The sequence below is a fragment of the Bythopirellula superficialaquae genome (assembly GCF_059632245.1).
Genome location: NZ_CP197426.1, coordinates 4824161 through 4850021, shown reverse-complemented (window position 1 = coordinate 4850021; position 25861 = coordinate 4824161). Strand labels below are relative to the sequence as shown.

Genomic DNA, 25861 nt, shown 5'->3' with positions numbered 1-25861 from the left:
TCTTTTAGCGGTTGGCCAATACTTCCTGCAACTCGGCAATGTTGGCAGGTTTCACCAGATGGTGGTCGAATCCCGCCTCGCGGGTCCGCCGCCGATCCTCTTCCTGCCCCCAGCCCGTGAGCGCAACCACGAAGACATCGTCGTTTGCTTGATCCTGCCTGATACGCTCCACGACTTCAAATCCATCCATCCCCGGCATGCCAATATCGAGAAGAATCACATGAGGTCGCGATTTAACGATTGCTTCCAAAGCGGCGGGGCCGCTGTGAGCAACTTCCACTTGAGCACCCTGGAGCTTCAGCAGGATTCTTAAACTCGTTGCTGCGTCGACATTGTCGTCGACTACTAAAATTCTGCAGCCCTTGAAACTGGTGCATTTTTCTTTCGCGGGATCAGATTTAATCGGCGGACTCGATTTGTCGACTTTCACCATAGGCAATCGCACCGTGAATTCGCTTCCCGGCACGGACGGTTCACTATGCAAACGAATCGTTCCGCCATGCATCTCTACCATGGTTTTGACCAAAGTCAGACCAATCCCTAAACCGCCCTGTGCCCGCTTGGTCGTGCGATCAACCTGAATAAACAATTCAAAGACGTTGGGCATCATCTCGGCTGGAATTCCCACACCATTGTCGCGTACCGAGATCGCGACTTCGTCTCCCTCAATTCTGCTGGCAAACCATATCTCCCCCCCTTCGTTGGTATATTTAGCCGCGTTATTCAACAAGTTCGCAAAGATCTGGCCCAACCTGACCGGGTCACCCCAGACTTGAAGAGGCTCGGCGGGAAACTCCACCGTGAGCTGGTGATTAGCGGCATCGATGAGTGGCCGACTGATTTCAAGAGCGCTGCGCATGGTTGTCTCTAAATCGACTGCTTCCTTGCGCAACTCAATCTTGCCGCGAGTGATTCGCGATACTTCTAACAAATCATCAACGAGCCGCACTAAATGGTTAACTTGACGCTCGAGCATGTCACACACATTTTTGAGCGTGCCATCCTCGTCCGCGGCGAGCTTCAAAATATGTAGTGAGTTACGAATGGGGGCCAATGGGTTACGTAATTCGTGTGCCAACGTCGCCAAAAATTCGTCCTTCCGGCGGTCGGCTTGCTTGAGTGCGTCCTCCGCCTCTTTGCTGAGAGTTAGATCTCGCATCACCTTGGTGTAACCGATGTGCTTGCCCTGGGGATCGTAGAGCGCCGACGTTATTCCCGAGGCCCAGAAATGGCTGCCGTCTTTGCGCCGCATCCAACGATCGTTGCTCGCCGAACCATCTCGCGCGGCTACCTCAAACTCTTCTTGAGGAATGCCGGAGAATTGATCTTCCAAAGTAAAAATATGGCGAGCCACTTCGAGTCCCATGAATTCGTTCTCTGCAAAACCGAGCACTCGCAAAACACCTTCATTCCAACTCGTGGCTTTTCCGCTCAGATCGATCATGAAAATGGCATAATCCTTGACCTGCTCGACCAGCATCCGGTAGCGTTGTTCGCTAAAACGCAGCTCTTGGGCAATCCGTTCATGTTCCACTAAGAGATTACGAGCTTGGTATTGCCGTTTACGCACACGAAGCGCGTTATGTACCGCGTTCGTGAGGCCAATCACGCGCGTGGGCCGTTCGACGAGAATGACATTTCCTAAGGTGTTAAGTGCGTTGGTGACGGCTGGTGATTCCAAACCTTGCCGCGTGACAAGAATGACCGGCAGGTCCGACCACGGCGGTTGATTTTGCACAAGTTCAACCAAAAGCTGACTTTGAGTGTTTAGCAAAATCTCCTCTGCGATCAAAATGGCCCCCGCCCCCACGGCCACTTCGTCAACCAGCGACGGAATGTCCAAACACAAATCGCAGCGAACGTTGCTCTCGCTGAGAATATGTGACGTCAATTCCGCATCTTTAATGGTCGGTGCGATGATCAACACACGTTGCTCGATGTCGCTGGCCATAACGATTCGTCTCTCAGCTGTCGCAATCTTGTTGGGATGACATCAACCATTCATGCGTTGGTGATCACTATTTTCTGGGACGGGAATCCCAGAAAAAATACCGCGGAACTCGCGTAATGGTTCACCGACTTCTATTTTTCCACTAGCCAGTCGAAACTCACGGATAGTTCGTTCATGCTGTCCTCCGCGTTTCTTCACGACCGAAATCGCCTGGCGAACTTGACCTTTCGATTCGAAATAACGGATCAAAATCACCGCGTCCGCCAAATAGCTGGCGTCTATCGGAGTGATCATCGCTCCGCCTATCAAACCTTGATGAGCGCCTATTAAAATCGTTGCCACACCGTGTTGCCCCAGGTACATAAGAAGCTCATGCAGCTGGACAGCCAGGTATTTTTCGCCAGGCATAGCATTCAGATAGCCATTCAAACTATCGATCACAATAATCTTGGCATGGTCGAACTCCACGGCTAGGCGAATGTCATGGATCAATTCACCCGGCGACAATTCTGCGGGATCAACCTGTTGGACCTTAACACGTTTTGCTTCGACATGGGAACGAAGATTGATACCCAATCCATCAGTACGAGTGAGAAGAGTCTCAACTCCTTCGTCGAAAACGAACATGGCTGCATGCTCGCCTCGCTCGGCAGCGGCATGGACAAATTGCGCGGCAATCGTCGACTTGCCAGTTCCAGCCGCTCCGACTATGAGCGAGCTTGTCCCACTTTCAATGCCGCCACCCATAAGCTGATCAAGAGGCTCAATTCCACTCGTCAGTTTTCTTCGAGGTGATGTATGCCGATGCTCGGCTGCAATCAGCCGCGGAAAAACTTTAAGGCCCCCGTGTTCGATCTTATAATCGTGGAAGCCACCCCGAAATTTCATCCCCCGATACTTCACGACGCGCACTCGCCGTCGTTCGGAACCGTAATCCGGATACCATTGATCGAGAAAGACAACGCCGTGAGCAATACTTTGCACCTGCATGTCACGATCAGTGGCCGTAAGATCATCGAGGAGGATGACCGTGCAGTTACGTCCCGAGAAAAATCTCTTGAGAGCGGAAATGTGACGGCGGTACTGCAGCGGACTCCCAGTGATCAAGCGCAACTCCGACAAGGAATCGAACACCACACGGCGGGGCTTGATCCGTTCGACGTCATCCAAAATGGCGTTGGTCGTCTCGTTGAGTTCGACCTCTGAAGGGTGGAACATGGTGTACTGTTGATCGCCCTGCAATGTATGCTCGGAGGGCACGGCATCGCGGATTGTCAGTCCATCGAGAGACCAACCATGCGATGCCGCCACGGCCCGTAGTTCATCTTCAGTCTCCGACAGAGTGACATACAGGACCGGCTCATTGTTTCGTACACCTTCCATTAGAAATTGCATGGCCAGGGTTGTTTTTCCTGACCCCGGTACTCCCTCGACCAGATACAACCTGCGTGTACTAAAACCGCCATTGAGGATATTGTCCAACCCTTCAATGCCGGTCAGTGCTAGCGGCTCGTTGCTGTTTGTTTCATTCGATGAATGAATCATGGTAAAACCATTCGCAAAAAACTTTGCCCTTTTGAGGAGTTCGAGCATCACTTCTTTTTTGATACGGCTCGGTTGAGAAGCAAGCGATATGCCGAGAGAGCTGCTCAATCGCAACTACTGCTACCACAAGAGTTTGTGACTTGGGAATTAGAGCGGCCTATAGGTGGTTAAAAACCGACCTGATCGATATTTAACCAGCTCTTAAGCAACTTTCGAGCATGGTCGAAATGATTTCATAACAGCTCAATTATTCTGCAAGTGCTTGAGCAATAGCCATTCGCAAGCTTTGCAAACTGGCCGGCTTTCGAACGCAGGCAGCGACGGGTTCGTGTTCTAGCACGAGTTCTTGAGCATCCGGATGTCCAGAGATGAGAACGACCGGTATCCCTTTTTGCGATAAGACTTCAGCCGTTGCCAAGCCATCCATGATTGGCATGTCGAGATCAACAAGCACCAAGTCGACTTCTCCGACACGGCAAACGTCGATTAAATCAGCACCATCAGCCACGGCATGAATCACTTGGTGTCCCAAGGCATCAAGTAGTCGGACCAGAATGCTCCGACTGGCCGGTTCATCCTCCGCCACAGCAATTCGTACGGACAGAGTCTCTTCGCTCGACATAATCATGGCGTCTAAAAAAAGATAAAGATATTGCCGTGCTGTGATCCCCCCGGATAAACACGGCTGATGTTCCGAATGGAAGAGAACTCCACTCATTTTACCGTGGAGACAAAAAGATACGAGCGATGAGCTACTTTTTTCGCGAGGTTACAGCACGCGGCTACAAGACACTTCGCCGGTTAGCTAAGCTTTAACGAGAAACAGAAAACCGCACCGACAGTGTTAATGTAAACTTATAGTCAACAGAGCTTTGTGGCTGAACGCGCGACGACCAGCTTGATTGTCTACGAATTACTAAGTTTTAATTTTTGTGATGAAACTGAGAGGAACCTTAATAGTAGAAAGCTCCTTTTATCCTCGACTTAAACACCACAACCGCAGCTTGTTTCCCACACCCGGCCATCCGCGGCCATGATTGGCGTGTGTTGAAAGACGGGAGGGGTAGGCTGCGAATTGTCATAGCCTCCGAATCGTGCCATTGGTGACCAATCGGGGCTGACCGCAGGAAGGGGTGGGTCTAGTTTCGTGTATTCTTGGCTGCCGTGAACGACGCGCCCGCCGACTATAGTGAGAACGCTTTCCAACCCACGAATCGCGTCTTCTTCGACGGCAAAGTAATCGTCGCTGAGTGCCGCGAGATCGGCAAAGTGGCCGATGTCCAATGTTCCTTTGTGATCGTCTTCACCGCTAAACCACGCGCTGCCTTGGGTGTAAAGCCGCAGTGCTTCTTCGCGTGTGAGACGATCCGCGGGATCATGCAGAACCGTGCCGCCCACGGTTTTGGAAGTCACCATCCACCATAAGCACGTCCAGGGATGATAGCTAGCGACGCGCGTGCCATCTGTTCCTGCGCCAACGGGAAGTCCCATCTTGAGCATCTGCCGCAGCGGCGGCTTGCGCTTCGCTGATTCGATACCGTAACGGCGGATGTAGTATTCGCCTTGATACGCCATCCGATGTTGAGTCGCGATACCGCCACCAAGCACGTGGATACGTTCCATGTTTCGTTCGGAAATCGTCTCGGCGTGGTCGATGAACCAGCGCAAATCGTTGATCGGAAATTCGCGGTGGACTCGCTCGAAAATATCCAAGAATCGTCCAATCGATTCGTCGTAAGTTGAGTGGATCCGCCAAGGCCAACGTGCCTCGGCAAGCATGCGGACGATCGGTTCAAGCTCTGCTTCCATGATGGGTCTAAGATCAGGACGCGGCTGCAAAAAGTTTTCAAAGTCGGCCGCCGACCACACTAAGTTTTCGCCAGCACCATTCACTCGCAGCAGATCGCCGCCGTCGCCAGGCTTCGTCATGCCTAGCCAGCGAGTGTAGTCGGCCAATTCCTCGCCCGATTTTTGGGCAAACAAACTGTAGGCAACTCGCACGGTGAGCAGACCTTCTTCGGCAAGCTTTTTTACGACCGCATAATCATCGGGATAGTTTTGCCCACCGCCACCGGCATCCGACACGCTCGTCACGCCAAACCGATTGAGCTCACGCATATAATGCTGCGTGGAATTGAGCTGATCCTCGAACGATAGCTTCGGTGCGTTGGCAATCGTCGAATACAAAATCAAGGCACTCGGCTCAGCAGTCAAAAGCCCCGTCGGATTGCCTTGGCCGTCGCGAGCAATCAGACCGCCCGGGGGATTCGGAGTTTTCTTATCGAAACCCAAGACACGTAACGCAGCACGATTTAGCAAAGCTGAATCGTACAAATGCAACAGGAATACCGGGGTATCGGGCGCGGCTTTATTGATCTCTTCCAGCGTGGGCATGCGGCCTTCAGCAAATTGAAACTCATTCCAGCCGCCGATGACCCGCACCCACTGTGGTGGCGGGGTGTTTTGAGCCTGTTGACGCAAGTGTTCCAAGGCCTGTGCCACGCTCGGCACGCCATCCCAACGTAATTCCAGATTGTAAAACAGACCTGCCCGAATCACGTGCAGGTGAGAATCATTCAACCCTGGAATCACGCGGCGATGATTCAGATCGATTTTCTGAGTGCCGTGATCAGCAAGGGCCAGCATCTCGTCATCGATTCCAAACGCCGAGATTTTCCCGTCGGTGATCGCCAAGGCGGTCACTTCGGGCTTGCCCTTCACTAGCGTCGTGATCTTGCCGCGATAAAGAATTGTTTCGGGGGCCATCATCAAACCCTTTCTCATAGCGGTCGGTTCGACACAGCGAACCGACCGCTTTCCCAAAAAAAGTTACTTGAGATTCTTCCGGGCTGCAGGCGCTTTGTGAACCATCGTGTAGGCGTACTCAATGCCCACTCCGTAGCCACCGCCATGCTCGCGGAAGATATCCATCAAGGCGTTGTAATGATCGCGATGGGCCCAATCGCGTTGGAACTCCAGCACCGTGGCCAGCGCTGTCATTCGCACGGCGCCGGCTTGCACCATTCGAGATAGGGCGGCTTCGTGGGCAGCGGGTGATGTACCGGCACAAGCGTCATCGACGACGTAAATGTTGTAGCCTTCGGCCAGCATGTTTAGCGTGGGCCAGGTAATGCAGACTTCGGTCCAAAGCCCCGAGAGGATAATATTCTTCTTGCCCGTGGCTTTGATGGCTTCGCGAAATGCCGGCGTATCCCACGAATTCATGCCCGTTCGTTCGATTGGCGTTTGTTCAGGAAAGATATCCAAGAGCTGTGGCCACATCGGCCCGCTGAATGAATCGGTTTCCACCGTGGTGAGAATCGTCGGCACGCTAAACTCTTTGGCCCCCTTGGCGAGCATGAGCACATTATTCAGGAGTAGCTGCCGATCGATTCCGCTCGCAACACCGAACGACATTTGTGGTTGATGATCGATGAATACAAGCGCGCTGTTGTCGGCAGTGATTAGACCTTGGTCGGTGTGTGGAAGAATATTAGCCATGGAAGGAACTCCTATTACTTTTTTGTCTGTTTTGGAAAGGTACTGCGTCCGGAATTGAAATATCGCCGCGTCTTGAGTTAGGCGGAAATGTTTTCGTTCTTTGTTAGTCGCGAGTCAAGGCTCGCACGTCCTGAGCCGTTGGCCATCAGGAAGACCATCGTGCCCATCATCGAAAGATTTTTCATAAACTGAATCATCTGCATCTCACGCTCCTGGCCTTCAAAGGTCCAGAAGTCGTGAAAGAAGTAAGTGGCCAATACTAGGAACACGAGCAACAGGCCAGCGCCAATCTTGGCTTTGTAGCCCAGAATGATCGACACGCTGCCAGCAATGAGAAACACAATGGCCCCCACGAGCATGATTTGCGGAGCGGGGACTCCTTCGGAGCTCATGTATCCCACGATCCCGCTGAAGTTGGGAATTTTGTTCCCCACGGCACTCATCAAAAAAATCGTAGCAATCATCACGCGACCAACGACGGTCAAAACGGTTTGTAGTGTATTATTCATTTCAAAACTCCTATTTCTCGATTGATGGATTAAAATTGTTTCACGCCAAATCAAACAGCATGATCTCGGCGGCGTCGTTGGCTTCGATGGTGAGTTGGGTTTCATCACTCACAGCCGCACCATCGCTCGTGCTGAGCCGCTCACCGTTGAGCGTCACGTTTCCTCGCAAAACTTGCAACCAAGCATGGCGTTTCTCGGTAAGTTCGTGACTCACTTGCTGCCCCTTATCCAAAGAGGACAAGTAAATACGAGCATCTTGATGGATCAACAATGAACCTTCGGTGGCATCGCGCGAAGCCACGAGCCGCAAACGGTTGTGGCGTTCTTCCTCAGCAAATCGCTTCTGTTCGTAGCTGGGCGTGATTCCCTTCTCTTCGGGAAACAGCCAGATCTGATATAGATGCACGGGCTCGGTCGACGAGGGGTTAAACTCGCTGTGAGTGATCCCCGTGCCGGCCGACATGCGTTGAAATTCACCGGGACGCAGAACTTCGCCATTGCCCATCGAGTCCTTGTGTTCCAAGGCTCCCTGGAGCACATAGGTCACGATCTCCATGTTCTCGTGCGGATGAGTGCCAAACCCTTCCCCGGGTGCAACGAAGTCCTCGTTCATGACACGCAGAGCACGAAAATGCGTGTGAGCGGGATCGCGGTACGAACTGAACGAAAATGTGTGATAGGTATCCAGCCAGCCATGATTGGCATGACCGCGTTCCTCTGCTTTGCGAATATTAATCATGATCGAACTCCTTATTTACTTTCATGTCAATTGTTTATGTATCAAGTATTAGTTTAAAAAAAACTACCCGGCTTCGGCTTCAATGGGAGAATGGCGTGCCTTCTCCAGCAGCCGTGACAGTTCCTTCAGCTCCGCACGAGTGAGATGTCCCACCAAACTTTTATGCATCTCCTCCACGGGGGCATCTAGCTGTTTAAGCAGCGACAGCCCTTTGCTGGTAATCTCGACATACACCACACGGCGGTCTTCCAAGCAGCGGCGCCGCACGACGAGTTCCTGTTTCTCTAACCGGTCGATCAACCCCGTAATGGCTGGCACAATTTGGATCATACGATCGGCAATCTCAAGCGAAGGCAGAGGCTGGCCTTCACCGCGCAAAATCCGTAACACGTTATATTGTGAGTTGGTCAAGCCAAAATCTCGAAACAACCGACCAAAGCGATTGTCGATCCAGTCGCTCGTACGCAGCAGGTTCAAAACAGCCTCCTGTTCCGCCGATTCGAAGGGACGTTTCTTTTTAAGTTCATGCTGTAGTCTGCTGGTCATGTTAAACGTTCCATAATTTGCCTCACCTGTAATTAGTTTACACATAAACTATCGACGAGTCAATAGAGCGCTTTGAGTTTTTACGGAAATTCCAAGTCGAGTTGAATTTTGCGGGAAAAAGAGGGCAAAGTTTGAACCCATAAATTTCTGGGATCAGCCACGAACCCTCCCCCGAACGGCGGCGTAGAAGGGCGGTAATAGGGAGATTGCGTCTCGTTCAACTATTTGAACTATCAGTTTTTGAAGGGAAATTCGTATGAAGTATTTATTGAGCCTCTATATGACTGTCGCCATGCTGGCGATGTTTAGCACCCCGACAAATGCCGCAGAGGAATCGACAGCCTCCGCCGCTGAGAAAAAGGCCTTGGCCATCGGAGATGCAGCTCCGGCTTGGAAGGACTTGGAAGGTGTCGACGCCAAAACGCACAGTCTGAGCGACATCAATAATGCTAAGGCCGTTGTAGTTATCTTTACGTGCAATCATTGTCCCGTTGCCCAAGCTTACGAAGATCGCATCATTGAGCTGTCAACTGACTACAAAGACAAAGGCGTGGAAGTCGTCGCTATCAATGTGAACAACATGGAAGATGACAAACTCCCGGCCATGAAGAAGCGAGCCGAGGAAAAGGGTTTTAAGTTTGCTTATCTCTATGATCCTTCGCAGGAAATTGGTCGCGCCTTTGGTGCGACGGTCACGCCGCATGCCTTCCTATTAGATGGCGAAGGCAAGCTCGCTTATGCCGGGGCGATCGACGACAATATGGAGCTCGCCGAGGTTCAACATCGTTATCTCCGCGACGCTCTTGATGCCGTGCTGGCTGGTAGCAAGCCCGAGGTCGATTCGATGAAGCCCATGGGTTGCGGCATTCGCTATGAATAATTGGGGATTGAGTTTCGCGACAATCACGCTTCTGGCTAGTGGCCTGGTCGGCTGTTCGCCAGACGAAACGAAAAACGCTAACACCGAGCTACATGGCCGCGTCGAGCAGCATTCTGCCGTAGTCACAATTGTCGACCGGGCGGAATACGACGCGGCCCTTGTTTCGTTTAAGGGCCGAGTTGTTCTTGTTGATTGCTGGGCTACATGGTGCTTGCCTTGTTTGCAGCAGCTTCCTCACACCATGCAGCTTGGCCAGCAGCACGATGAGTTAGCCCTGGTCACATTGAATTTTGATAGCCCCACCAAAAGCGAGCAGGTGGCGAAAATGCTGACCTCCAAGGGTGGTGATGCCGTAGGGACGCATTTCATCAGTCGACAGGGAGGTAGCCCACAGTCGATGGACGAATTTGAAATTTCCAACGGTGCCCTCCCCCACTACAAGCTATATGATCGCACGGGAAAACTCCGCCGCACGTTCGAACTCGATCCAACTGCTGAGAAGCAATTTACGACTGCGGATATCGATGCGGCCGTGGCCGAACTCTTGAACGAAGGTTAGCAAATCTCCCAGCTTAACCTGGCTGAATTGCGATCAATTCGACCACACTTTCGCTCAGAATGAGCCGAAACGGCGGCTTCCCAGCACAAATTTCTCGTGTAATCAGGCGTTTTTGTTAATCCCCATCTCGGCACGCCGTTCGCACATCTGATCTTTTGAATTCAAGGGCAGTGTCGCCACAATTCAATAGTAAGGAGAAATAAAATGAAAAGCTTGGGCTTAATTGCTGCCGCCATGTTGGTGGCGTTGGTTTTAGTTGGTCGTGCGAGCGAAGCGAACGCCCAAGGTGTTTACTACGTGAACCGGCCTGTGGTTGTCAGTAGTGGGTATGGTTACGGCGGGTATCCCTACACCGTCCCGACCTATTCCTACGAAGGTGGCTGGTATCCCGGTAGCTACATGAACAACTATGGCAATTACGGTTCATACCACGTCATGACGCCCTACTGGAATGGCGGCTACAGATATCGCTATTGGTAAGATCTTTGCCATTTCGTTGGATATCTTCACACCCCGCGTCAAGGAATTTGGCAGCGGGGTGTTTTGTTTAAACGTCCTGGACTTCCCAATTACGTATCGCTTCGATCACATTTCTTATCACTCTGATGGCATAACATGTGGGTCTTGTAAAAGGCTTTCCTTAAAAATCGGCAAGAAATGCCGCTTTATTCTCTTTGGCATAGCCTTCGCAAAAAAATGAACCATGACCGCAGGGCATGTGGTCGCCAGAATTCAGAGGGGATAGAAATATGAGAAACTTAAAGTTGTTGGGTGCGGCAATCGTTGTCGCCTGGGGATTGGGCAGCGAAACAAACGAGTCCCGAGCACAAGGTATTCACATTGGAGCTGGCCCCGTGCATGTCGACGTCGGCAATCCCCATCGCAGTTGGTATCGCGGAAACTATGGTGGGGCATATGGTCGTGGCTACAACCATCGGGTTTATAGTCACGGCCATCACGGTGGCGGTCACTTTTGGCACGACACAAGCCATTACGACTACCACCCTGGCGGCTACCAGCGGCACTGGAACCATTACCACTATGTGCCAGGACACTACGACTTTCACCGAGAAGGTCACTGGGATCACGGCCACCATCACTAATCGTTGACGACGATTAGACTCAAAACGACTTGGCCTGCTCACGCGAGCAGGCCTTTTTCGTTTCTGCTTGTGGGTGCGACATAAAAGTATTGGCCAGTCGCGGTTGAAGCGTCAGCTATCTATAATCGAGCCATGAAAAACCACCTTCTGAGTTCGATGATTCTGTGCTGTTTGCTTAGCGTTTCCCTTCATGCCGAGGAAGAAACAACAAAGCCTGATGGCGATTCTGAACCAATCCACTATTCCGATTGCCATATTCACCTCCTAAATTTCCTGCAAGGTGGTGAGTTTCTTAATGATGACGACAAGTTTCCTGGTTCGCGTTGGGGTGAGGTCGATCACCAACGGTTCATTCCTTTGCCGGCCGGACAACGTTGGCGGCGGATCGCGGGGCTGTTGTATGTTATGGATCGCGGCAACATCGACTTCGCCATGGTCTGTGGAATGCCTGTTTTGAAGAAATGGGCGGATAACGAAACCTACGAACGCCCGGACGGCTATCTCGACAACGAATCGCACGTGCTGCTTGCGAGCGACACCGATCTGGCGATTGCCGCGGCGGTGCTTGAATATCAACAAGAGTTTCGCGATGACGAACAAAAACTCAAAGACTTGGATCGCGTCGCGCCGTTTGTCTGTGGATTCGATCCCACGGATCTCGGCGCGGTCGATCAAGTCGTGGCTCGCATTCAGGAATATCCCGGCGTGTGGCAAGGCATTGGCGAGATCATGTCGCGCCATGATGACCTTACGCACTTGCAACTGGGAGAACGCCCACGCAGTAACCATCCGGCGGTCTTGAGAGTCTGTAAGTTCGCAGGCGCGAATTTTCTGCCCGTGAGTCTTCATCACAATATCGCCCCCGTTTCGCGGCCAGGAGTGACCAAGCCTCCTGTTTATCTTGATGAACTGATTGACTTGTTTCGTTACTGCCACGTCGAACCCGGTTCGCCGGGGCAATCGACCGTGTTCATCTGGTGCCACGCGGGGGCGAGTCGTCGAGTTAAAGTCGAGAATCTCCCCTATTGGATTAACGAAGTCCTCGCCTCGTTCGGCGAACATGTTTACATCGATCTCTCTTGGGTGATTTGGGAAAACTATATCGCCGACGACATCGGCACTTGGGCGAAGTTGATCGAAAAATATCCGACTCGCTTTATGCTCGGTAGCGATGTCGTGGGCGGCTCGAGCACCGCGGCCAAAACGATTTCCCAGTTCGAGCCGTTGCTCGAAGTTCTTAAGCCCGAAACTCGCCAACTTGTGGCACACGACAATTTCCAGAACCTCATGAATCAAATGGCCAAATTGCGCCGCACCGCAAAACTGGGCGACGAAAAATCACGTGGCATCGTGCTGCCGGTTGACTATCGATATCCCGAATACGCCGACATGCCGCGCTTGCGCGACGACGAATCCTTTGTACGATCGCGTTTGAAGCGCGATGAAGCCGCCGCCGCGGGAAAAAATTAGCACCACGAAAAGCGCAATTCATGGTGCGCAAAACGCACATTTCTTTTTAATCGTCATAGTGTGAAGCTTTACCCTCGCACATTGGCCTGCGCGGGTGGCAGTCGCTTCTTGGCCTGCTTATAATCTCACGAACGATTCGCGACTTCTCCTGCCGGGCGCCGATTTCATCGGGCTGCCTGGATTTCCTTATCCCGAAAGCCTGTTCATGTCCGCCCCCGATTCGCCAACATCCTCCGGTGGTCATTACCGCTGGATCATTTGCGCGTTGCTCTTCTTTGCGACGACGATCAACTACATCGATCGCGCGGTGCTCGGTGTGTTGGAATCGACGCTGCGCGAAACGATCCAGTGGACCGACAAACAATACGGCGACATCAATGCGATGTTCGCCTTGGCCTATGCCATTGGTTTTCTCTTCGCCGGTCGAATGATGGATCGTCTCGGCACGCGGGTCGGTTATACGATTGCTCTGGTGGTTTGGTCGTTGGCTGCCGCCGCGCATGCGTTTGCTGACAGCGTGTTGGGCTTCGCGATTGCTCGTTTTGCACTCGGCATCGGCGAGTCGGGCAACTTCCCTGCCGCGATCAAGACCGTCGCCGAGTGGTTCCCCAAAAAGGAACGCGCATTCGCGACGGGCATTTTCAACGGCGGGTCGAACGTGGGGGTCATCATCGCCCCGGCAGTTGTCCCCTGGATTGTCATTAACTGGCATTGGCAAGCGGCGTTCCTAGCGACCGGCCTCGCGGGTTTGATCTGGGTGTTCTTCTGGTGGCCCATCTATCGCCGTCCGCAAGAGCATCCCAGCCTTTCCCCCGCGGAACTGGCATACATCGAAAGCGATCCACCCGATCCCCCAGTTCACATATCTTGGTTTGAACTACTCAAGTTTCGCCAAACTTGGGCCTTCGCGGCCGGTAAGTTTTTAACCGACTCGATTTGGTGGTTCTATCTGTTTTGGTTCGCGCCGTTTTTGAGTTCACAATTCGGCGTCGACATCAAAACGATCGGTCCGCCGATGATCATTGTTTATCTGCTCGCCGACGTCGGCTCGATTGCCGGTGGCTGGCAAAGCTCGCGGCTCTTGATGCGGGGTTGGACGGCCAACGCCGCGCGCAAAACCGCGATGCTCACGTGCGCGATCTGTATTGTGCCTGTGGTGTTCGCTCCGTTGGTGAAGGGGCAATACGCCCTCTTCGGCAACGTGACAATCGACGCCAAATGGATCGCCGTTATGTTGGTGGGCATAGCCGCGGCGGCACATCAAGGTTTTTCGGCCAATCTGTTCACGCTCACATCCGACATGTTTCCTCGCCGGGCCGTCGGTTCGGTCGTGGGCATCGGCGGTTTCGCGGGGGCCATGGGTGGTTTCCTCATGAACCTCGGAGCCGGTCGTCTCAAGGAAATGACCGGCAACTACATCGGCATGTTCGCGATCGCGGGCTCGGCGTACTTGGTGGCATTGCTAGTGATTCACCTGCTTGTTCCGAAGTTGGAGCCGGTGCAGTTGGAAGCTTGATCATTGAATTTATGAATTAGGATTTCTGATGTATGATTGTAAATAATTAGAAATCATAATTACTCAATCAGAAATTTTCCCTCGTCTCATTTCAAGACTTCCAACTTGTCCAACTCTTCCAACTTGGCAGGGGTTATTCGCGTTTTCAAATTCATGAAAAAAAATTGAAACCACGAATCACACGAATAATTTCTATTTGCGGTGCATCGCTTTTCTGATTTGCCAGCTTGGCGAGGTTTGCGTGGTTTGCGGCCTCTTAAATGTTGCCAAGCAGACGCAATCGAACTTCGTCATCTTGTTCAACTTTTGCAACTTTGTCATGCCTCGGTAATGATCAAGTTGAATGGATAGTCTGTGGCTAGCGATCAAGCCGTAGGCCGGAACGAGTAACACGAATTCCGGCAGGAAGCGGACCTCACGGCGCATTGCCGGAACTTCGCAAAACTCGTTCGCGGCCTACGAAAACCACAGCCCTATCACCAGCCGTTCTTCATACCACATCGCGCGGCCAAATTCGACAACAATATTTGGCCACGGCCTTTGTTACAAAATCCGCAATCCCAGTTCGACCGCTCGCTCGTCTGCGACGCGCTCCGTCTTGCGGCTAACAAGGACTTTGTGACCTCTGACCTAACGACTTATCACGAGTCCGCTTCGGCGTACCGCGCGGCGGGTGGCGATGTCGCCGAAATCGAACGCGGCTCGCTGCGGCAGCCAATTGTCGAAAGCCGTGTCCCAAGTGGTCTCGTCAACCAACGGTTCGCTGGCAATCGCTGAATAATCGAAGTCCTCTGTGGGCTCTTCGTCCGTAATCGCACCGACTTGGAAACCTAACGGGGCCGTTTCATCGCTCAGCGTCATAGGAACCTCGCTCGGAACGTCCACCGCCAAGAAGGCCGCGTTGTCGGTTACCTCCTGTTCGATCATCAGCGTAGGCTGCAACGTGTTAAGACCCGATTGGCCGTACGTTGCTTGCCACACGGCCAGGTCTTGGCTGTCGACGACATTGTTGCCCGTGGCATCGCCGTCGGCTTTGTCGGCCGGGGTTGTCCCCGCACCACGTTGCCAAGTGAGAAAATCACTGCCATCAACGTCGCCATCGCCATCGAAATCGCCGTTGAGTAGGCCCGCGGCGGGTTGCGATTCGTAAGCGCCGATGTCGATTCGCCCGTTGGCAATGCGCGCAAAAGGTGCGCCGCGTTGATCGAACTCGGGCAGACTAATTCCGGCGACAATGTGACTGGAACTACCGGCATCGATCGCAGGACTATTCGAGAGCAACGCGTGGGTGTGCGTTGGTCCACCGTTATTAGCGAGCGGTCCTAACTGAGGATTAACAACTTCGTTGCTAGATGCCCCACCAATCAAGTTGCCATTGGCATCGGGAGTGCCGAAGGTGCGTTGCAAATTGTTGCCTGAGTTAGTTCCGATAATGCTGTAAAAAACGTAGAGATCGACTCCCAAGACGCCGGCAAGATCCGGATTGTTGCCGAGGTTGCCCGCAACGATGGAGTTCAAGATTTCTAGGTCAGCACCGTTCGAAAAGATGCCGCCTCCAATGCCACTCGCATTGTTAAGAGTAATTGTACTATTCGAAATATAGGATCTTTGGGTATTACCAAAATAGAGTCCTGCACCCATTGCGGCCGTGTTATTGCTAATCGTGCTTTGTATGATATAGCCTTGAGGGCCATAAATGCCTCCTCCGCCACTTTCAGCGCTGTTACCCGTAATCGTAGTATCGATGACAAAGAATAGTCGTGAAATACGCGAATAAATTCCGCCGCCTACTACAGACGAATTATCGGCAATCGTTGATTCGCGGATCGTCGCGCCTCTGATCGCATAGATCCCTCCTCCCCAGCCGCGTACGTTGATAGCTGCATCTTTCGATACATGATTGTCGCTAATTGTGCTGCGAGTAAGAGTTAGCGTATGCCCGGCAAAAATACCACCTCCGTCACCAGCGGTATTTCCCGTTATCGTTGAGTCCGAAATGTTGAGAGCGCCACTCTGCGCCCAAACTCCACCTCCAATGGCATTTGAATTTCCAAAAATAAGACTGTTTTCAATGTTCAGCGAACCTTCGCGGACACCAATTCCACCACCGTAGGTTGTTCCGACATTGTTGGAGATGGTCGAATGGCGAATTGAAACCGCACCATATTCCTCAACACGAATTCCTCCGCTGCCAACGCTGGTTTTATTATTGTCGATCAAGGAATGCTCAATGGTCACCTGGCGTGCAGCCCAAATCCCTCCTCCAGAACCAAATCGCATGTCTGTCTCGTTATTAGCGATGGTGGAATGGCTGACATAGAGTTGATCATAGGAATGGATACCCCCTCCTCCCCTGCCTCCCTTGGAAAGATTCCCTGTGATCATGGAATCGACCACTGAAAGCCTCACACCACTAATGCCGCCCCCTGCCCCCGCAGCTGCGTTATTGACAAGATTCACTCCTTGCAGCGAAACAAAATAGCCGGCAATTCCACCACCGTTGCCGGCCGCATCGCCGCCGGTGATTGTCATTCCTGCAAAAGAAACCTGACTTTGGGTGGTAATATTAAAGACGCGGCTACCGTCACCAATTTTGAGGTCAGGCGTCAGGTCACTGCTGCTGGCATCGATGGTGAGCAAATCCGCGCCCAAGCCGACGATTTCCACGGCGTCGCTGATCGCAATTTCACCCTGCATCAAATAGATCGTCCCGCCAGCAAGATGGGGAGCAAACTCAATCTTGTTGAGCCCGGGGAATTGATTCGCAAGCTTAACGGCTTCGCGGAGCGAAAAATCTCCCGCGGAATAATCGCCGTCCGATTCATCGACGAGCGTATCGACGATGAGCGATTGGGCCTCAAACGCACCGATGTCGATCCGCCCCTCGGCAATCCGGCGGAACGGCTCGCCGCGCTGATCGAACTCGGGGGTGTCGCCCACTCCAGCGATAATAGCTGGATCACCCGCATTGATGGCGGGACTGCCGGGGAGCAGGGCGTGGGTGAGCGTTGACCCGCCGTTATCGGCAAGGGGGCCGAGCATTGGATCGATCACACCGTGGATGGGTCCGCCGATGAGATTGCCGTTGGCATCGGGGGAGCCGATGGGGGCTTCGGCGAGCAATATCCCTACATCTGAACCAATAAGCGAATTGTACGACATAAGTGGCGGAGAAGTTGTTCCACTTTGAAACCAAATTTCACTTACTTTCCCAGACAGATCATGGTTTCCAGCGACAATTGTATTAGTCAGTCGAAGGTGCGAACCAAAATTTCCGTTGGAAGAAGATATTCCGCCTCCCCATGTTGGCCGATCAGATCGGTCGTTAGTAATATTTTCAGTAATTGTAGAATAAGAAATGTCGGCAATTACTGCCTTCGTATAAATCCCTCCACCCTGCAATCCAGAAGCATTTCCTGAAAGCGTGCTGTTATTGATAACGAGTTTAGAAAGATTGTTGTCAGTAAAGTTAACGGTTGCTGATATCAATCCACCACCAGATAGTCCCGCCCAATTATCAGAGATCGTAGAGTTTGAAATCAGCACATCACTATCGATGGCCTCAATTCCGCCACCACTCTTTACCGCTCGATTGCCAGAAATTAATGAGTTGAAGATTTGAGCATTTGGAGATTTTATGGAGATCCCTCCTGCGCTCGATGCGCTTGCATTATCCTTTATTATGCTCCCAAATATGGTAAGATCGCCCACACGGCTTGATACGCCCGCACCAGACAGTTGTGAAGAATTAGCTGTAATCACACAATCAAATATTTCGAGATCTCCCACGCTATGGATGGCTCCGCCATAGTGGTCGTTGTCGGCACCCGTAATGGTAAACCCTTGAATCTTCGTTTGTAAGAGCCTTGCTGGTAAGTAGTCGTTCATGTGAAACACCCGACTACCATCGCCATTATTCACTTCCGGCGTCGGGTCGTTGCCACTGGCATCAAGCGTCAGCAGTTCCGTCCCCGGCCCGCTAATGGTGAGCGAATCTTCAATTCTCAGCTCGCCCTGCGTCAAAAGAATCGTCGCGGGGCCATCGTGGCCGAAGTCGAATTGGATCTCATCGGCACCGGGGACGAGATTCGCCGCGAAGATCGCTTCGCGGAGTGAGGTTTGGCCGTCGTCGAGATCCACGACGTCTTGATCGGTCGTGACCGTCAACAGGGCCAGCATACGCCGATCTTCGAGAGCCTCGCAGCGAAGCGAGCGGGCGTAGGGTGAGCGCGCGAAAAGTGCCGGGGTGTGGGCGTGCCGCGAACCTTGCTGCCGCCGAGAGGAGCTTGCCATCGATGCCTCGTTCCCTTCTGCTCCCCCCCGTTGCCTTCTGCATACCGGAGCAGACGTTGGCGATTCTAGGCGAATCCACTCGGCGATGCAAACTTATTCTCTCAAACTTTTAATGGCCGCGAGAAGCGGTGAGCGCAAGCTGCTTGCCTGCAAGGAACTTAGGGCGTTTCTGCGACTGTGGTTTTAACCCAATCGCTTAAAGGTTCCCATCAGCCGCGCGATGATGCGGTCGAGAATTCTCGTCGGCAGGGTGAGCTGTCCCAATTTGAGCAGCTTCGCATCCGCACCGACGTGATAGTGTGGCCGCGGCAGCCGGGCCGTGAGCGCGCGGTAAATCGCCTTGGCGACGGCCTCGGGCGATGTGGGGGATTTCACGCCCCGTTTATTGAAAAACAATCCTTGGGCGTACAAGTTGTCGTAACCACAACGCAATTCGTCGGGGATCGCGGCCATGCGACCTTCGAGTGCTGCGCCTGCCTTGTCGAAAATTGCCGTGCGAACCTGCCCGGGCCGGACGGTGCTCACCGAAATTCTCCAAGGTCGCAATTCGACCCGTAAGGTGTCAGAGATCGCCTCGAGCGCGAACTTGCTGGCGGAATAGGCGCCGACCATCGGGAGTGCCACGGTTCCGTTGAGCGACGTGACATTCACAATACGACCTTTGTTCTCGCGCAGCATGGGGAGACATGCCTGGATCAACCGCAAAGGGCCGATCGTGTTCACTTCAAACAACTGACGCAACTCGTCGGGGGTGGTGAGTTCCACAGCCGAGGGCAAGCCAACACCGGCGTTGTTCACGAGTCCGTACAAACCCTGGGGTGTGATGGTGCGAATTTTTTCCACAGCACCGGCGAGTGCTTCTTCGGAAGTCACATCAAGAATCAAGGGCTTGATCGTGGTGTGTAGGGCTTGAAGTTCCGTGGCGTGTTGGTCGCTGCGCACACCGCCGAAGACGGCAAAGCCACGTTGGGCCAGCATCAGCGCCGCCGCGCGGCCAATCCCAGTTGAACATCCGGTGACGAGAACAGTGCGCTGCTTCTCCATGTGTTCCTCGTAGAAACGATATGAGCCGGGGGTGCCACGGGTGGCTTGCCCCCCCGTGTTTCAAGGGCACTGCTGGACAAGCCAGCAGTGGCACCCAAGCAGATTCGTATTTAGAACGTTGCAGCATAGCCGAAAATAAAAAGAGCGGCTACACGCGGTTGTCGGACCGCAAATCAGCGGGGACTTGCGCGAGTGCGTCATCGCCCAGCACATAGGATCGGCCGATCAATTCAGCGTCGTGATTCACAAGATCGGGGAAGCGCATGCCCGTGAGAACTTCAATGGCGAAGATTTCCTGCACGGCGTCTTCAAATCGGCAGAAGCCCACGGTCTGGCCCGTTTCGATGTTGATCACCCACACGCCGCAAGTGCGTTCTTCCAAGCGTTCGACAAGTGGAATCCCGCTGAAGACGGCCGACTCACGGACTTGCGACAAACCGACAAACGCGAGCGGTCCGTAAAACGATAAGCCGCGAGTAAAACCCGGGAGTTGAGCAATGGCCTCATAGCGACCTGTCTGCAAATCGACCGTGCCAATGCTGCCGTCGCCCGATTCGAGCAGCCACAGTTTGTTGCGATACCAGCGGGGCGAGTGAGGCATCGACAGGCCGCGAAGAATGATCTCGTTGGAATCGACGTCGATCAACAAGCCGCCGTTGCGTTTGTTTTCCCGCCAACCACCGACGGTGTTTGTTTCGCCGAGCGCGGTGACATAACGCACGCGGCCATCTCGCATGGCTAGGCCGTTCAAATGGCAGTAGTCACCGGGAACTAACTCCGTGATGAACTTAGGCCGCCAACGCGGCTCGAAGCTGTTGATATCGCTCCGCGTGGCGAGGCAACTAAAAGACGTGTTGGCGAACCACAGTTCGTCGTTCACCCAGGCCATTTCATGGATTTGAATGTCGCCCGTCGTGTGACTGCGGCGGGGAAGGAAACAGGCATCGTGATGAAAGCCGGTCTCCTTGTTTTCTTCGTGTGCGTCGAGACGGGGGCAAACAGCGGGCACATTATGAAATTCCCAAATGTCGATGTTGCAACCGATAGCCAGCTTGCCGCCGCTCAGGGCCATCCCCATCGGTTTCATGAAGTTGCGAAAGTGGGTGTTCAGCACACCCCGATTGTTGCGCAAGATCACGAGCTTGCCGGCCTGGTAGGTTGTGACCAGAACCGAGATCCCTGCTTCGGCAAAAAGTTGGGGCAGATTCGATGTATGCACGCTGCGGAGCGGGGCAGGGGCGTCGGCGGCAGGTTCAGTGGGTTCGTCGCTCATGCGAGCATTGTAGTTGCAGCGAGCCGGGTCGTCACGGCCCCGGCTCACTCGAAAAGCGACTAAGCGGCTTCATCGTCGTTCGTTGTGTGAAAATGTCCGGTGAGTTTGCCACGCAGCGCTGCCAAACGGCTTTCCGTAGCACTCGCTGTGGATGTCGTCGGAATGCGGGGCGGGGAAATGCCCATGTCCATTCCTTCGCCGAAATAATGCTTACGGGCTTCTTTGTTTTTCAGCACTTCATTGGGAGTGCCATGGCAAAGCACTTGGCCGCTGCGAATCACATAGCTGCGGTCGGTGATTTGCAACGTTTCGCGAACTTGATGGTCGGTAATCAGAATCGAGATTCCGCGGGCACGCAAATCGCGAATGATTTCCTGAATGCTCGCGATCGTCACGGGATCGATGCCGGTGAACGGTTCGTCGAGCAAGATGATTTCGGGATTGGAAACCAAACAGCGGGCGATTTCCAAACGACGGCGTTCACCGCCGGAGAGCGACATCGCTTTGCTGCGGCGGAGTTTGGTGATGCCAAATTGATCGAGCAGTTCGTCGCACCGCGCACGGCGAGTCTTGCGGTCGATGCCCAGCATTTCCATCACGCCGAGCAAATTGTTTTGCACCGAAAGCTTGCGGAAGACGCTCGATTCTTGCGCGAGATAGCCCATCCCGCCATCGCGGGCTCGGCGATACATGGGCCAATCGGTGACATCGTGCCCGTTGAGCATCACTTGCCCCGCGTCGGGCTCGATCATGCCGCAGGTCATGCGGAAGCTGGTGGTCTTGCCAGCGCCGTTGGGACCTAAGAGGCCGACAATCTCGCCGCGTTCGACGTCAAAATCGACGCCGTCCACCACGCGGCGACGGCCGTAGTTCTTCACCAATCCAGTGGCACGCAGTAGCGACACGTTGTTCGTCCTCCATGACGACGGAAGCTGTTAGCCGTTAGCCATTAGCGATCAGCCAATCTGGCTAAAAGCTAACAGCTGATTGCTAAAAGCTTATCTAACTATTCTCATATCCCAAAAGTTGGGGAAGCCGGGGAGTTTCTTTAAGCCTGGGATGCTTCCCCAGGAATGGGGCCAAAACACGAACGCGGCTTCGCCCGTCATCAAGCGTTCGTCCAAATACGCTCCACCGGGAATACCTTTCAAATCGTTGCCGCGTTTCCACAACCGGCAATCGAGACTCTCAGGGCTGTTATCACCCATCACGAAATATTGCTTATCTTCGACCGGAAACTCCCGCGAATGCCGCGTGAGGAAACGGTCCCAGGTGCTGGGGTCGCGAAAGAGTTGGCGTTCCGACGACAAGGGGTCCTGCTGGCTGCCATCGGGGAGTTCGGCGGGGAAATCCCAGCGTTCGTAATCAGTGTGATAGCCTGGGCCATACCAACGCGGTGGCACGGCATAATCGTCGGCCCGCGCGGAAATGTAATAAATGTCTCGCAACACTTCGAGATGCGTCACCGTGAGCGACGCACCACGGGCACCGATTCCCACGGGTGAAAGATCGCCGGGGTCGTCTTCTGACGTTTTAGGAATGGCATTCTTGCGCTCACCAAACACGGCATCGGCGTCAAATTCCGCGGCACCATTGCCTTCTCCGAATTTGATCAGCTTATCGTTGACCCACAGCATCAATTGGTCGTCGACGTTGGCGAACAATAGGCGGAAGTCGCCCGTGCTGGAAAGGGGCGTTTCGGCGGTTGGTGAAAAATCGGCCAGGCCTTCAATTTCCAACGTCGCTTTGCCGGTGGTCAGATCGATGCGACAAGTGAAATGCTTGCCGGCCTTCACCAAATCGAGCAGCAACTCGCCCCGCGATTCGTGGATTTCAACATCGGCCGCCACCGCCAGATCGCTCACCCACTGCATGCCCAGCAAATAGGGCTCGACTTGTAACGGTGCCCGATAAAGTTGCTCACGCTGCACGCGGGCATTGTAAGGATTGAAGTCGGTGATTAACTCCGGCGTGATGCTATTCTGCCACTGTTTTTTGGGAACTAGCTCCTTACCGGTCGAGGCAAAATGCCGCGCGACGGCCCAGTCATCGTCATTGGGCAGCAAATGTTGATAGCGCAACCACGCCACGGGGGCATCCTTGTTGTTTTCCTTCGAGTTGTAATTGAATTGCTGGGCGACTGTCTGTTCGCCAGGTTTCGCGTCGATTTCCCAACCCGACGTGCTGGTGTCGCTCCACCGCAAGGGCCAACCGGCGTTGTACAAAATCGAGGGATCGTAGTTCGTGTCATGCACCGGCTGGAGCATCGTGTGGACTTTATGCGGCGGTTTGCGCTCGATCGCGAAATCGCTGCTCTTATCAAGTGGCCGCATGAAGATGTCGCCCTGATAGACTTGTAGCTCTTCGTTGGGAAGACCCACCAGCCGCTTGATGTAATTCATCTCGCCGTTGCCGGGGAACTTGAACACAACGACGTCCCACCGCTCGGGCTTGTTGAAGTCGTAGCCATACTTGTTCACCAAAATGCGATCGCCGGGGTAACTCGGCTCGAATTCCACATTCTTGGTCGAAATCGACGGCGGTAGGTTATCGGGAAGATTGTCGGTGCGGAACAACATCGTCTGACGGCACATGGGGCACATGCCGGCGATGGTTTCTGCGCCCATGATTTGTCGCTGGAGATTGGCTCGATCTTGCATCGAACTCGTCGAGTTCATTCGCGCGATCATTGCGTCGCGATCTTCCCCTTCGGTGCTTGCCGTGGTGCGGAAGCGGTAGCCGCATTCGCTGCAATTGACATCTTTGTGCTGACCTTGCAGCGACGGCGACATCGAGCCGGTCGGAATCACAAACGCCTCGGCATCGAACGTGCGAAACAAGAACGCCAGGACGAAAGCGATCACGATCGATTCGATCGTTTCGCGCACGGCCACCGAACTGCTGCTGGCCGGTTGCGGCTCATCGCCACGCGGCGTCGCGGTGGAAGCGGTGCGGCGTGGACGATTGACTAGAGCCGGTGCAGCTTGAGGCTCACGCGGAGCGGCCGAGGGCGTTTGCCGATATTGAGGAGTCTTCTTCTTAGCCATATTTTTAGCCGCTTACGGCTTAGCGATTCTCAAAGTAGTAAAACATCCGCTATCGGCACTTCGCTAGCGGACCGGCAATATAGCCAAAATTCCCAGCCACGGGAAACTTAAAACTCAGCCCATTCACGGTGCTAGCGGCCTGCGAGCGGCCTTCCCACGATCAATCGCCGCGGTAGCGGCCCCCATTGGCGGCTATCAAGCGATACCACGTGGTTGTCGCCTAGCACGAAAAATTCATTCTCTCCAAGCACCACGGGAGGCATCCGCTCGAGGAGGCCGAGTTCTTCGTTTTGCGACGCGTAATAAATGTCGTGATCAATTCGCAAATCGCGGAGCGAAACGTCCGTATTCTTTACGCTGATCTGGAACACTGGTTCGTCGGCGTTCGATAAAGATGTCTTGCAGCATTCATCGGCAACAGAAGTTCCATCGATAAAAACTTGCCAACGGCCATCACAAGCAAAAATCTCCAGCTGTGCAGGTTTAGAAATCTGGCCCTGCCAGCGGAGCGATTCACCACCCCTCTGGAAATGAACCGCGACTTCTCCCGGGCCTTGAGGATCGATGTTTACCGACAAAGCCACATCGCGCACTGCGAATACGCGCCGCGATAGATCGCCGTTATAAGCCGTGTCATCGGTGATTGGCCGTCTCTGATGATAGATGAGCCACTGCCAATCGTCGCTCGCGGCAGCCTGCCACGCACCGACTTGCCAATGCCAACCTTGGCCGTGCCAACGACGCGATTGTTCGTTTTCTCTAGGGATCAACTGGCAGAGCTTGCGCATCTCCGACAGGCTTTTCGTCGCGATCTGGCCGTCAATCCAAACGTCACCATCACGCAGCTCAATGGTTTCTCCCGGCAAACCGACGACTCGTTTCACCGTGAGCTGCGCATCATCGGGCGAGTGAAACACGACCGTTTCCCACCGCTGCGGTTCGCGGAATTGAAACGCGGTGCGATCGACCAGCACGCGGTCACCACTTTTCACGGTGCGGTGTTCGCCAAAATTTTGCACGTCACCGCAGGCCAAACATTCGACGTGGGAATTCGCGCCGACAAACTCAGCGCTGACATCAAATTGCTGACCACATTCTGTGCAGTGAAAGGAATAGTGGGAGCCGCGCAAAGTCGGTGCCATCGAACTTCCAGCAATCGTGATGGGCTCAATGAGTCCCATCACGAACCAAGTTCGCAGCAGAAGTGCGAGCACAATGGTGCAAGTCGCGTAATTCAGCAACGAATAACGGTTCAGCGAGCGATACATAGATGAATTCACAGTCACGAAAATCCCTACCACTGCTGCCATCCTACGTCGGCGTCACCGCCCGAACAATCGTTTCGAGCGTTCCCTTGCAAACATGGCGAACCACAGCGTCGTCACGACCCCTACGCCGTGTACTTGAGCCTGAGAAAATGAGGCAAAAAATCATCGCGTTGTTTGCCAAACGCCACACCAGGGGCAATGGTTGTGTGGAGAAATCTTAACTGTGCTCGACGTGAATCCACGTTCACGCCGGGCCGACAATTGCCTCGGGCAAACCACGTGAACGGAGCGTCCCCCGGTGGGGACAATGCAGGTAATGAAAAAATCTTTGTTGTTTGTTGCGGTGGCGGTGATGATCCTCAATGCCACCGGTTGTGGTGCATGCCGGAACGGTTTATTCCGTAACCAAACGGCTGCGGCTCCGATGGTTGGCCATATGCAACAATGTGCGCCAGCTTGCCAGCCGATGTGTCAACCGATGTGCTGCCCCCCGCCCTGTGATCCTTGCTGCTCGGGTGGAACCGCCGTCTCGGCCGGCTTCGATAGCGGTGCGATGATGATGGGCCCCACCATGGGTGCCGGCGGGTGCGCTTGCGGTCAGTGATCTGGGCCAGCCT

General features: G+C 53.7%; 21 protein-coding genes. 7 read left to right on the top strand and 14 right to left on the bottom strand.

Annotated elements, in window-relative coordinates; translation table 11 throughout:
* Window positions 1–4: 4 nt before the first annotated feature.
* From SH678x_RS19975 to SH678x_RS19940, 8 genes are all read right to left on the bottom strand, one after another.
* Window positions 5–1951 (bottom strand): hybrid sensor histidine kinase/response regulator, encoded by a 1947-nt coding sequence (locus tag SH678x_RS19975; protein ID WP_496920221.1) that lies wholly within the window; start codon window positions 1949–1951, stop codon window positions 5–7.
* A gap of 42 nt (window positions 1952–1993) precedes the next feature.
* Window positions 1994–3496, bottom strand: a complete 1503-nt coding sequence (locus SH678x_RS19970) for an ATPase domain-containing protein (protein WP_496920220.1) — start codon at window positions 3494–3496, stop codon at window positions 1994–1996.
* 247 nt (window positions 3497–3743) lie between these two features.
* Window positions 3744–4118: a response regulator gene (locus SH678x_RS19965; RefSeq protein WP_496920219.1), complete on the bottom strand. Its 375-nt coding sequence runs from the start codon at window positions 4116–4118 to the stop codon at window positions 3744–3746.
* 362 nt (window positions 4119–4480) lie between these two features.
* Window positions 4481–6265: an amidohydrolase gene (locus SH678x_RS19960; RefSeq protein WP_496920218.1), complete on the bottom strand. Its 1785-nt coding sequence runs from the start codon at window positions 6263–6265 to the stop codon at window positions 4481–4483.
* Window positions 6266–6325: 60 nt separating this feature from the next.
* Window positions 6326–6997: a hydrolase gene (locus SH678x_RS19955; protein WP_496920217.1), complete on the bottom strand. Its 672-nt coding sequence runs from the start codon at window positions 6995–6997 to the stop codon at window positions 6326–6328.
* A gap of 77 nt (window positions 6998–7074) precedes the next feature.
* Window positions 7075–7506, bottom strand: a complete 432-nt coding sequence (locus SH678x_RS19950) for a DoxX family protein (protein WP_496920216.1) — start codon at window positions 7504–7506, stop codon at window positions 7075–7077.
* A 40-nt stretch (window positions 7507–7546) separates the two neighbouring features.
* Window positions 7547–8245, bottom strand: a complete 699-nt coding sequence (locus tag SH678x_RS19945) for a pirin family protein (protein ID WP_496920215.1) — start codon at window positions 8243–8245, stop codon at window positions 7547–7549.
* 63 nt (window positions 8246–8308) lie between these two features.
* Window positions 8309–8791 (bottom strand): MarR family winged helix-turn-helix transcriptional regulator, encoded by a 483-nt coding sequence (locus SH678x_RS19940; protein WP_496920214.1) that lies wholly within the window; start codon window positions 8789–8791, stop codon window positions 8309–8311.
* Window positions 8792–9047: 256 nt separating this feature from the next.
* Between SH678x_RS19940 and SH678x_RS19935 the strand changes: the two genes are divergently transcribed.
* From SH678x_RS19935 to SH678x_RS19910, 6 genes are all read left to right on the top strand, one after another.
* Window positions 9048–9671: a thioredoxin family protein gene (locus SH678x_RS19935; protein WP_496920213.1), complete on the top strand. Its 624-nt coding sequence runs from the start codon at window positions 9048–9050 to the stop codon at window positions 9669–9671.
* Window positions 9664–10230 carry a TlpA family protein disulfide reductase gene (locus tag SH678x_RS19930; RefSeq protein ID WP_496920212.1) on the top strand — a complete coding sequence of 189 codons (567 nt, stop codon included), beginning with the start codon at window positions 9664–9666 and terminating at the stop codon, window positions 10228–10230. Before SH678x_RS19935 ends, SH678x_RS19930 begins: the two co-directional genes overlap by 8 nt.
* 204 nt (window positions 10231–10434) lie before the next feature.
* Window positions 10435–10710 (top strand): hypothetical protein, encoded by a 276-nt coding sequence (locus SH678x_RS19925; RefSeq protein WP_496920211.1) that lies wholly within the window; start codon window positions 10435–10437, stop codon window positions 10708–10710.
* Window positions 10711–10979: 269 nt separating this feature from the next.
* Window positions 10980–11333: a hypothetical protein gene (locus SH678x_RS19920; protein ID WP_496920210.1), complete on the top strand. Its 354-nt coding sequence runs from the start codon at window positions 10980–10982 to the stop codon at window positions 11331–11333.
* Window positions 11334–11465: 132 nt separating this feature from the next.
* Window positions 11466–12803 (top strand): amidohydrolase family protein, encoded by a 1338-nt coding sequence (locus tag SH678x_RS19915; protein ID WP_496920209.1) that lies wholly within the window; start codon window positions 11466–11468, stop codon window positions 12801–12803.
* A gap of 205 nt (window positions 12804–13008) precedes the next feature.
* Window positions 13009–14319 carry an MFS transporter gene (locus SH678x_RS19910; protein ID WP_496920208.1) on the top strand — a complete coding sequence of 437 codons (1311 nt, stop codon included), beginning with the start codon at window positions 13009–13011 and terminating at the stop codon, window positions 14317–14319.
* Between the two features lie 630 nt (window positions 14320–14949).
* On the opposite strand, the gene SH678x_RS19905 is transcribed toward SH678x_RS19910, so the two are convergent.
* From SH678x_RS19905 to lepB (SH678x_RS19880), 6 genes are all read right to left on the bottom strand, one after another.
* On the bottom strand, window positions 14950–18612 hold the full coding sequence (locus SH678x_RS19905; protein ID WP_496920207.1) for a choice-of-anchor Q domain-containing protein: 3663 nt from the start codon (window positions 18610–18612) through the stop codon (window positions 14950–14952).
* A gap of 183 nt (window positions 18613–18795) precedes the next feature.
* Window positions 18796–19656, bottom strand: coding sequence for an SDR family oxidoreductase (locus SH678x_RS19900; protein WP_496920206.1), 861 nt, complete (start codon window positions 19654–19656; stop codon window positions 18796–18798).
* A gap of 148 nt (window positions 19657–19804) precedes the next feature.
* Complete coding sequence (locus SH678x_RS19895) at window positions 19805–20929, bottom strand: TIGR03032 family protein (RefSeq protein WP_496920205.1); 1125 nt, start codon at window positions 20927–20929, stop codon at window positions 19805–19807.
* A gap of 59 nt (window positions 20930–20988) precedes the next feature.
* Window positions 20989–21834 carry an LPS export ABC transporter ATP-binding protein gene (lptB, locus tag SH678x_RS19890; RefSeq protein ID WP_496920204.1) on the bottom strand — a complete coding sequence of 282 codons (846 nt, stop codon included), beginning with the start codon at window positions 21832–21834 and terminating at the stop codon, window positions 20989–20991.
* A 93-nt stretch (window positions 21835–21927) separates the two neighbouring features.
* On the bottom strand, window positions 21928–23976 hold the full coding sequence (lepB, locus tag SH678x_RS19885) for a signal peptidase I (RefSeq protein WP_496920203.1): 2049 nt from the start codon (window positions 23974–23976) through the stop codon (window positions 21928–21930).
* A 131-nt stretch (window positions 23977–24107) separates the two neighbouring features.
* Entirely contained in the window at window positions 24108–25244 is a 1137-nt protein-coding gene (gene lepB / locus SH678x_RS19880) for a signal peptidase I (RefSeq protein ID WP_496920202.1), read from the bottom strand.
* A 316-nt stretch (window positions 25245–25560) separates the two neighbouring features.
* Here lepB (SH678x_RS19880) and SH678x_RS19875 point away from each other — a divergent pair, with 316 nt between their 5' ends.
* Window positions 25561–25848 (top strand): hypothetical protein, encoded by a 288-nt coding sequence (locus tag SH678x_RS19875; RefSeq protein WP_496920201.1) that lies wholly within the window; start codon window positions 25561–25563, stop codon window positions 25846–25848.
* Window positions 25849–25861 lie beyond the last annotated feature (13 nt).

What these genes read in the sequence shown, in the direction of transcription:
- SH678x_RS19975 (WP_496920221.1), bottom strand. Translation starts at nt 1,951, where the DNA reads ATGGCCAGCGACATCGAGCAACGTGTGTTGATCATCGCACCGACCATT.
- SH678x_RS19970 (WP_496920220.1), bottom strand. Translation starts at nt 3,496, where the DNA reads ATGATTCATTCATCGAATGAAACAAACAGCAACGAGCCGCTAGCACTG.
- SH678x_RS19965 (WP_496920219.1), bottom strand. Translation starts at nt 4,118, where the DNA reads ATGTCGAGCGAAGAGACTCTGTCCGTACGAATTGCTGTGGCGGAGGAT.
- SH678x_RS19960 (WP_496920218.1), bottom strand. Translation starts at nt 6,265, where the DNA reads ATGATGGCCCCCGAAACAATTCTTTATCGCGGCAAGATCACGACGCTA.
- SH678x_RS19955 (WP_496920217.1), bottom strand. Translation starts at nt 6,997, where the DNA reads ATGGCTAATATTCTTCCACACACCGACCAAGGTCTAATCACTGCCGAC.
- SH678x_RS19950 (WP_496920216.1), bottom strand. Translation starts at nt 7,506, where the DNA reads ATGAATAATACACTACAAACCGTTTTGACCGTCGTTGGTCGCGTGATG.
- SH678x_RS19945 (WP_496920215.1), bottom strand. Translation starts at nt 8,245, where the DNA reads ATGATTAATATTCGCAAAGCAGAGGAACGCGGTCATGCCAATCATGGC.
- SH678x_RS19940 (WP_496920214.1), bottom strand. Translation starts at nt 8,791, where the DNA reads ATGACCAGCAGACTACAGCATGAACTTAAAAAGAAACGTCCCTTCGAA.
- SH678x_RS19935 (WP_496920213.1), top strand. Translation starts at nt 9,048, where the DNA reads ATGAAGTATTTATTGAGCCTCTATATGACTGTCGCCATGCTGGCGATG.
- SH678x_RS19930 (WP_496920212.1), top strand. Translation starts at nt 9,664, where the DNA reads ATGAATAATTGGGGATTGAGTTTCGCGACAATCACGCTTCTGGCTAGT.
- SH678x_RS19925 (WP_496920211.1), top strand. Translation starts at nt 10,435, where the DNA reads ATGAAAAGCTTGGGCTTAATTGCTGCCGCCATGTTGGTGGCGTTGGTT.
- SH678x_RS19920 (WP_496920210.1), top strand. Translation starts at nt 10,980, where the DNA reads ATGAGAAACTTAAAGTTGTTGGGTGCGGCAATCGTTGTCGCCTGGGGA.
- SH678x_RS19915 (WP_496920209.1), top strand. Translation starts at nt 11,466, where the DNA reads ATGAAAAACCACCTTCTGAGTTCGATGATTCTGTGCTGTTTGCTTAGC.
- SH678x_RS19910 (WP_496920208.1), top strand. Translation starts at nt 13,009, where the DNA reads ATGTCCGCCCCCGATTCGCCAACATCCTCCGGTGGTCATTACCGCTGG.
- SH678x_RS19905 (WP_496920207.1), bottom strand. Translation starts at nt 18,612, where the DNA reads ATGGCAAGCTCCTCTCGGCGGCAGCAAGGTTCGCGGCACGCCCACACC.
- SH678x_RS19900 (WP_496920206.1), bottom strand. Translation starts at nt 19,656, where the DNA reads ATGGAGAAGCAGCGCACTGTTCTCGTCACCGGATGTTCAACTGGGATT.
- SH678x_RS19895 (WP_496920205.1), bottom strand. Translation starts at nt 20,929, where the DNA reads ATGAGCGACGAACCCACTGAACCTGCCGCCGACGCCCCTGCCCCGCTC.
- lepB (WP_496920203.1), bottom strand. Translation starts at nt 23,976, where the DNA reads ATGGCTAAGAAGAAGACTCCTCAATATCGGCAAACGCCCTCGGCCGCT.
- lepB (WP_496920202.1), bottom strand. Translation starts at nt 25,244, where the DNA reads ATGTATCGCTCGCTGAACCGTTATTCGTTGCTGAATTACGCGACTTGC.
- SH678x_RS19875 (WP_496920201.1), top strand. Translation starts at nt 25,561, where the DNA reads ATGAAAAAATCTTTGTTGTTTGTTGCGGTGGCGGTGATGATCCTCAAT.